Origin of the sequence: Pseudolysinimonas sp., from assembly GCF_031389465.1 — a bacterium.
Classification (GTDB): Bacteria; Actinomycetota; Actinomycetes; order Actinomycetales; family Microbacteriaceae; genus Pseudolysinimonas_A.
On the sequence record NZ_JANMSQ010000197.1, the window covers coordinates 1 to 7,245 of the forward strand.

Sequence of the window (7,245 nt, forward strand, 5' to 3'; positions counted from 1 at the left end):
CGGGTCGAGACCGCACCGACCATCCGCATCGTCGTCGACTTGCCGGCACCGTTGGGTCCCAGAAGGCCGAACGATTCGCCCGGGGCGACTTCGAACGAGATGCCGTCGACGGCGGCCGTCTGCTTGTAGGTCTTGACGAGATCGGTGGCGACAATGACGGGGGCGGACACGAGAATCGAGTCTAGATCGGCCCCTCCAACACGGGGCGAGCTTTCTTCGGTTTTGCTGCTCAGTGGGGGCGCTGAGCCGATAGTCTGCGGCGCATGACTCGTCGACCGCTCGTCGCAGTGCTCGCACTCCCTCTCGTGCTCGCGCTTGCCGCGTGCGGAGGCGGGGGCACCCCTCCAGACCCCGCCCCTGTCGATGAAGATCCGGGGGTTCCGGTGGCCGAGGAGGCGTACGTCCTCCCCGACGACGCCGTGTTGCGTACCGACGTCGAAGTCACCGCAGACAACGGCGCCACGATGGACGTGGCGATGGTTGTGTTCATCTCGACGGCGTGGGACGACCCCGCCGCAGCGGATCGTCCCGCGACGATGACCGAGCAATGCCTTGACGCCCTTGATGCTTCGATCTACGCCGACCAGCTTTTCAGTTTCGCCAAGATCGAGGTGACGACGGTCACCTCGGGCGACTGGCCGAGCGACGCGGGAGTCTTCCTCTTTCCGTCGGTCGAGCACCTCTCCGTGGCCGCGACCGGGGACATCGAGGAGGCCCCCGGCTTCTCGTCGGAGGCGCCACATTGCAAGCGCGACCACCAGATCACCGTCGGGGGGAGTGGCGAGATGATCGTCGCCTTCCGCGGAGACACGGATGACGTGGCTGCTGCCGGCGGCTTCACCCGGTGGGCGAACCACAACTACGGATTCTCGGCGGTAGGGCCGGTCACGTTCAGCGAGTGCACCCACACGGCTTCCCCGCTCGGCGTCGAGTTCGGCTGGTCAGACACCTACGACGCCGTTGTCGAGAGTGAAGTCTGCCGCGTCGGGATCTTCACCGAAGACGACGACTCCTGACGCGGCTGGCCGCTCAGCTCTGCCGCCTACGCTGATCTCATGCGCATCCGATCCCTCGCGGTCACGGCTCTCGCGGCCACGCTGCTGTTGAGCGGATGCGGGCCGGGCATTCCCGACCCGACCGCGACGTCGACCGAGACCGGGTCGGCGCCGGTCGACCCCACAGACCCGGTCGACGTTCCTGCCGAACTGGTGCTGCCCGACGATGCGCTGCTCGGGCTCGTCGGCATCCTCACCGCTCCGAACGGCGCGACCGCCGACTTCGCGGTGATCGTTCACGCCTCGCTGCCCCACATGGTGCCCGAGGCAGCGGATGCCGTGGCCGCAACCGCTGCGTGGTGCGCCGGCGAGGTGGATGAGACGGTCATCTCGGGCCGGGGCTTCACGTTCACGATCGTCGACGTCAGCGTGACTCCGCGCGACGGCGACTGGCCCGACGATGTGTCGCTGCTCGTGCTGCCGGTCGTGAACCCCGAACTCGGCTCGACGATCGCGGCGGGCGACGGCTTGCGTCAGGTCGAGGAGGCGACCGACCCGGTGTTCGAGGAGTACGTGCCGCATTGCCAACAACCCGCGTTGCTCGACGGGGCCGGTCAGGGTTCGCTCTACCTCGGCATTCCGCAAGACATCGGCGGGGCGAACGACAGCGCCTCATTCACCGCGTGGGTGCTTCACGACTTCGGTCTCACAGCGATGCTGCCAGGCGCGTTGGACGAAACGGATGTCGTCTTCACCTCGTGCACGTCGGCACTCACGCCGCTCGGCGAGGAGTTCGGGGCACTCACCGACGACTGGGTGGAGAGCTTCTCGGCGACCGGCTGCTCGGTGGGCGGATCGACGGCCAGCTGACCCGGTGACGCCGGGCTAGGGTCGAGAGCGTGAGCGATTCCCGAGGCGGCATTCTGCGCCGCGGCCGCAAGGATTCCGACGCTGGCCCTCGCGCTTCTTTCCGCGAGCTGTTGCCCTACCTCTTCGAGCACCGGGGCGCGCTCGTCGCCGTCGCGTTCCTCTCCCTTGCCAGCGCCGCGGCGGGCCTCGCCCAACCCCTGCTCGCGGGGCAGGTCGTCGGCATCGTCGAGGCCGGCGGGGCGCTCGGGATGCTCGTCTGGCTGCTGATCGGGCTCGTCGTCGTCGGGGCGATCCTCGGCGGCATTCAGCACTACTTGCTGCAGCGCATCGGCACGTCGGTCGTCTTCTCGGCGCGACGCACTCTGGTGCGCCGGATGCTGCGCCTACCGATCTCGGAATTCGACCGCCGCCGCACCGGCGATCTGGTCTCGCGGGTCGGCTCCGACACGACGCTGCTCTACGCCGTCATCACCCAGGGGTTGCTCGATGCGCTCGGCAGCGCTGTCTTGTTCGTCGGAGCGCTCATCGGGATGCTGCTCGTCGACCCCGTGCTGCTCGGCCTCACCCTTACGGTGATCGTGGTCGCCCTGGCGAGCGGCATTCTGCTGTCGTCGCGCATCCGCCCGGCATCGCTCGAACAACAGGAACGCGTCGGCGCCGTCGCGGCCGCGGTAGAACGCGCGATCGGCGCCATCCGTACCGTGCGCGCCGCGAACGCGACCGACCGCGAGACCGCCGCAATCGTCGTCGAAGCCGAAGCCGCGAAGCGGGCCGGATACAAGGTCGCGAAGATCTCGGCGATGGTCGTGCCGATCGCCGGCATCGCGATGCAGGTGGCGTTCCTCGTGGTGATCGGCGTCGGCGGATACCGGGTCGCGTCGGGAGCGATCACGATCGCCTCGCTGGTGACCTTCATCCTGTTCCTGTTCATGATGATCATTCCGCTCGGCTCGGTCTTCGGCGCGGTCAACTCGATCAACCAGGCCCTCGGCGCCCTCGGCCGCATCCAAGAGATCACCAATCTGCCGAGCGAGACGGATGCCGACGCCTCCATCGAACCCGCCGCTCCCGTCGCGACCGCCGCCGCGATCCGCTTCGACGACGTGCGTTTCACCTACACGGTGCCGCTGGGGGCGCCGGCCGCCGAGACGGGTGAGATATCCCAAATGGGATATCTCACCCAGCCGATCGACCCGAATGGGATGTCGGAAGCCCCCGGCACCCCCGTACCCGAGATCCGCGAGGTGCTGAAGGGCGTGACGTTCGAGGTGCCGCGCGGGTCGCGGGTCGCGCTGGTCGGGCCGAGCGGCGCGGGCAAGAGCACGGTGTTCGCGTTGATCGAGCGGTTCTACGATCCCGACTCCGGCGTCGTGCGGCTCGACGGGCGGGACGTACGGGGCCTGCCCCGCGACGAGTTGCGCGCGCAGATCGGCTACGTCGAACAGGATGCCCCCGTGCTCGCCGGAAACCTGCGCGACAACCTCACCTTGGCGGCCCCTGATGCGACCGACGCCGAGTGCATCCAGGTGCTGCGCGACGTCAACCTCGGCGCTGTGCTCGACCGCGACCCGGCGGGGCTGGATGCCGCGGTCGGGGAAGACGGCATCATGCTCTCCGGGGGTGAGCGGCAGCGCCTCGCAATCGCGCGCGCCCTGCTGGCGGCCGCGCCGATCCTTCTGCTGGATGAGTCGACATCCAGCCTCGACGGCATGAACGAGCAGTTGCTGCGCGAAGCGATCGACGCCGTCGCCCACGATCGCACGCTGCTGGTCATCGCGCACCGCCTGTCGACGGTCGTCGACTCCGACATCATCGTCGTGCTCGAGCACGGCGAAGTCGTCGGAATCGGCACGCACTCCGAACTGGTCGCGAGCACACCGCTCTACCGCGAGCTCGCCAAGCACCAGCTGCTCGTGTAGCCATGGCGGGGCGATCGGGCGAGCCGGGCGTGTCACTGCTGGAGCGGGCATCCCGGATGCTGCGCGCCCTTCCCGCCGATGGCATCCCGATCTCGGTGCCTGACCTGGCGTGTGCCGCAGGCCTGCCGGTGTCGACCACTCACCGCCTGGTCGCCGAACTCGCGCGCCTCGGCGCGGTCGAGCGCACGCCCGCTGGGGTGTCGATGGGCCTCGGCTTGTGGGAGCTCGGCGAGCGCTCCGCCGTGTTGCGGCAGCTGCGTGAGGCGGCCCTGCCCGAACTCATCGAGCTGTACGAGAGCACCGGAGAGAACGTGCACCTCGGGGTGCTCGTCGGCCACGAGGTGCTCTACGTCGCGAAGGCGAACGGCAAGCGCGCCATCCCGACGCTCTCGGAGGTGGGGCAGCGGCATCCGCTGCATACGACCGGGGTGGGCCGGGCGATTCTGCTGACCCGCGACGCCGGGTGGCTCGACCAGTACCTGCGCGAACCGCTGGAAGCCGAGACCCGCCACACCATTACGGATGCCGCGAAGCTGCGCGAGGTGATCGCGGCGGAGGCGGTGAAGGGGTGGGCATTCACGCGGCAAGAGATGACCCTCGGCAACATCTCGATCGCGATGCCGCTGCGCGACCGTCCCGGGCTGCCTCCGGCGGCGATCGGCATCGTCGCTCACGCCTCATCCGCCGACGAAGTGCGTCTCCTCCCCCTGCTGCGTCGCGCCGTGGCAGCAATCGAGCAGCGTCTCGAAGCCTCCTCTCCCGCCGGTTGAGTAGCGCCCGTCGGGCGCGTATCGAAACCACACCAGCGGGTTACTCGGGCTGGGTTTCGATACACCGCGCTACGCCCGGCACTCAACCCACGGTGCGGGTGCCGGTTCTCACTGAGTGAGAGAGGATAGTGGCACGCGCAGCGGTCGGCGGGAGACTTTCTCCCGACACAGAGGAGTGGCATGGACGACATCCCGAAGTCTGCGGCGAACTACCCGCCGGGGCACCCGACGCAAGCGGACATCTCGGCCGAGATCGCCGACATCGCAGCGAACCACCCGACGAGCAGCGACCCGAACTGGGGAGCTCACCGCACCCTCATCGACTACCCGCCGTACCGCTCGAGCATCCTGCGGCACCCGAGCGCGAACCTCGAACTGGTCGACCCCGAGACGATCGAACTGGCGAGCCCCGCGTTCGGCCACCGCGACGTGCACTGGACCGAGTACGACCTCACGCAGATGGTGAACGGCGAACCGCAGGGCGAGCGCATCATCGTGACCGGCAGGGTGACGGATGCCGACGGCCGCGCGGTTGCCGGGCAACTGTTGGAGATCTGGCAGGCCAACGCCGGCGGACGTTACCGGCAGAAGAAGGAGCGCCACCCCGCACCGCTCGACCCGAACTTCAACGGCGTCGGCCGGGTACTCACCGGCGCCGACGGTAGCTACAAGTTCGTCACCATCAAGCCCGGGGCCTACCCGTGGCCCAACCACGAGAACGCCTGGCGGCCCGCGCACATCCACTTCTCGGTGTTCGGCAGCGCGTTCACCCAGCGCATGGTGACGCAGATGTACTTCCCCGGCGACCAGCTGATGCCGCTCGACCCGATCTTCCAGTCGATCACGAGCGCGCGCGGGCAGAAGAGCCTGATCTCGGATTACGACCACGACGTGACCGTTCCGAACTGGGCGCTCGGCTACCGTTGGGACATCGTGGTGAATGGCGACAGCCGCACCTGGTTCGAAAGCCTCGACGGGCCGGAGGAGGACGCATGAGCGACACCCAGCTCTACCCGACCGCCGACCAGACCGTCGGCCCGTACTACGGCATCGGCATGGAGTACCCGGGCAGCGAAGAACTCGTCCCGCACGGCAGCGCCGGCTCGATCGTGCTGTCGGGTTACCTGTACGACGGCAACGGCGCGCCGGTTCCGGATGGCGTCATCGAGATCTGGCAGACGGATGCCGACGGCAACATCCCGACCGACTCGGGCAACCTGGTGCGCAAGGCCGGTTCATTCGGCGGCTTCGGGCGTTCGGGATCCGACGACGACGGGTACTTCCAGTTCACGACGGTGCTGCCTGCGCCGACCGCTGCGGGCAAGCCGGCGTTCTTCGCGGTGGTGGTGTTCGCGCGCGGCCTACTGTCGCGCCTGCACACCCGCATCTATGTGCCGGGGCCCGAACTCGACGCCGACCCGTTCCTCACCCGGCTCACCCCCGAGCGGCGAGCCACCCTCATCGCGACGCCCGTTGCTGGCGGACTGCGCCACGACATCCATCTGCAGGGTGAGAAGGAGACCGTCTTCCTTGCCTTCAACTGACGCCGACGTCGGCCTGCTCGACCCCGTGTGGGCGGGCAGGCCCGTCGCGTCAGTGACCTCGGATACCGCCATCCTCGACGCCCTCGTGCGGTTCGAGTCGGCGCTCGCAACGGTGTGCGCCCCGCGCGGGGTGGCCGCCGCGATCGACTCCGCCGGGTCGGAGCTGGATGCCGCCGCGCTCGCGGAAGCGGCGCGCGGCGGGGGCAACCCGGTCATCCCGTTGCTTGCCGCCCTGCGTTCGCGCCTCGAGGGGGAGGCCGCGGAGTGGCTGCACCGCGGCGCGACCTCGCAGGATGCGCTCGACACCGCGCTCGTGCTCGTCGCGCGGGACGCCGCCGCCGTGACGGTTCAGGATGCGACCGCCACCGCCCGGATGCTGGCCGAGCACGCGACGGCGCACCGCGGCACGGTTCTCACTGGTCGCACACTCACGCAGCCGGCGACCCCGACGACGCTCGGGCTGAAGCTCGCCGGCTGGGCGTGGAGCATCGCACGCGCGACCTCGGCGGTGCGCACGGCAGCGGATGCCCTGCCCCTGCAACTCGGCGGAGCCGCCGGCACTCTCGCCGCTTTCTCGGCGCAGGGTGTCGACGGGGTCTCGGTGGCATCCCGGGTGGCTCGCGAACTCGGGCTCGCCGAACCGGTCGCGCCCTGGCACGTTCACCGCTCGCCGATCACCCGGCTCGGCGACGCGCTGGTGGAACTCGTGGATGCCTGTGGCACGGTCGGCCGCAACGTCGCCACCCTCGCGCGGACCGGCGAACTCGACGACGGCGCCGCGGGCGGATCGTCGACGATGCCGCACAAGTCCAACCCGGTTCGTGCCGTGCTGCTCGTCGGTGCGGCGACGCGGGCGCCGTTCCTCGGTGCGTCGCTGCACGCCGCCGCCGTCACAGTGGATGAGCGCCCCGACGGGGCCTGGCACGCGGAGTGGGCGCCGTTCCGCGACCTGTTGCGCGTCGCCGGTGGGTCCGCCGCGACCGCCTTGGAACTCGCCGAGGGGCTGCGGGTATACCCGTCGGTCATCGCCGCGCACGTCGCTGCTTCGGCCGGGGATCTGCTCGCCGAACGCGCGAAGTTCGCGTCGGGGGCCGCGGTGCCTGCCGACTACCTCGGCTCGTCGGATGTGCTGCTCGACCGCCTGCTG

General features: G+C 69.5%; 8 protein-coding genes. 7 read left to right on the forward strand and 1 reads right to left on the reverse strand.

Annotation, left to right across the window (positions count from 1 at the left end):
- On the reverse strand, positions 1–170 hold a 170-nt coding region (locus tag RMO30_RS07900), incomplete at its 3' end, for an ATP-binding cassette domain-containing protein (protein ID WP_309711673.1).
- 93 nt (positions 171–263) lie between these two features.
- On the opposite strand from RMO30_RS07900, the gene RMO30_RS07905 reads away from it, so the two are divergent.
- The 7 genes from RMO30_RS07905 to RMO30_RS07935 form a co-directional block, all read left to right on the forward strand.
- On the forward strand, positions 264–1,016 hold the full coding sequence (locus tag RMO30_RS07905; protein WP_309711651.1) for a hypothetical protein: 753 nt from the start codon (positions 264–266) through the stop codon (positions 1,014–1,016).
- 39 nt (positions 1,017–1,055) lie between these two features.
- The gene (locus RMO30_RS07910; RefSeq protein ID WP_309711654.1) at positions 1,056–1,865 is read left to right on the forward strand and encodes a hypothetical protein; all 810 of its coding nucleotides are present in this window, start codon (positions 1,056–1,058) and stop codon (positions 1,863–1,865) included.
- Positions 1,866–1,894: 29 nt separating this feature from the next.
- Positions 1,895–3,784 carry an ABC transporter ATP-binding protein gene (locus RMO30_RS07915; protein WP_309711657.1) on the forward strand — a complete coding sequence of 630 codons (1,890 nt, stop codon included), beginning with the start codon at positions 1,895–1,897 and terminating at the stop codon, positions 3,782–3,784.
- A 2-nt stretch (positions 3,785–3,786) separates the two neighbouring features.
- The gene (locus tag RMO30_RS07920; protein WP_309711660.1) at positions 3,787–4,554 is read left to right on the forward strand and encodes an IclR family transcriptional regulator; all 768 of its coding nucleotides are present in this window, start codon (positions 3,787–3,789) and stop codon (positions 4,552–4,554) included.
- 180 nt (positions 4,555–4,734) lie between these two features.
- On the forward strand, positions 4,735–5,550 hold the full coding sequence (gene pcaH, locus RMO30_RS07925; RefSeq protein ID WP_309711663.1) for a protocatechuate 3,4-dioxygenase subunit beta: 816 nt from the start codon (positions 4,735–4,737) through the stop codon (positions 5,548–5,550).
- Positions 5,547–6,098, forward strand: a complete 552-nt coding sequence (gene pcaG, locus RMO30_RS07930) for a protocatechuate 3,4-dioxygenase subunit alpha (RefSeq protein WP_309711668.1) — start codon at positions 5,547–5,549, stop codon at positions 6,096–6,098. The genes pcaH and pcaG overlap by 4 nt, the downstream gene beginning before the upstream one ends.
- Positions 6,085–7,245: lyase family protein (locus RMO30_RS07935; protein WP_309711670.1), on the forward strand; the 1,161-nt coding region annotated here is incomplete at its 3' end. The genes pcaG and RMO30_RS07935, both read left to right, overlap by 14 nt.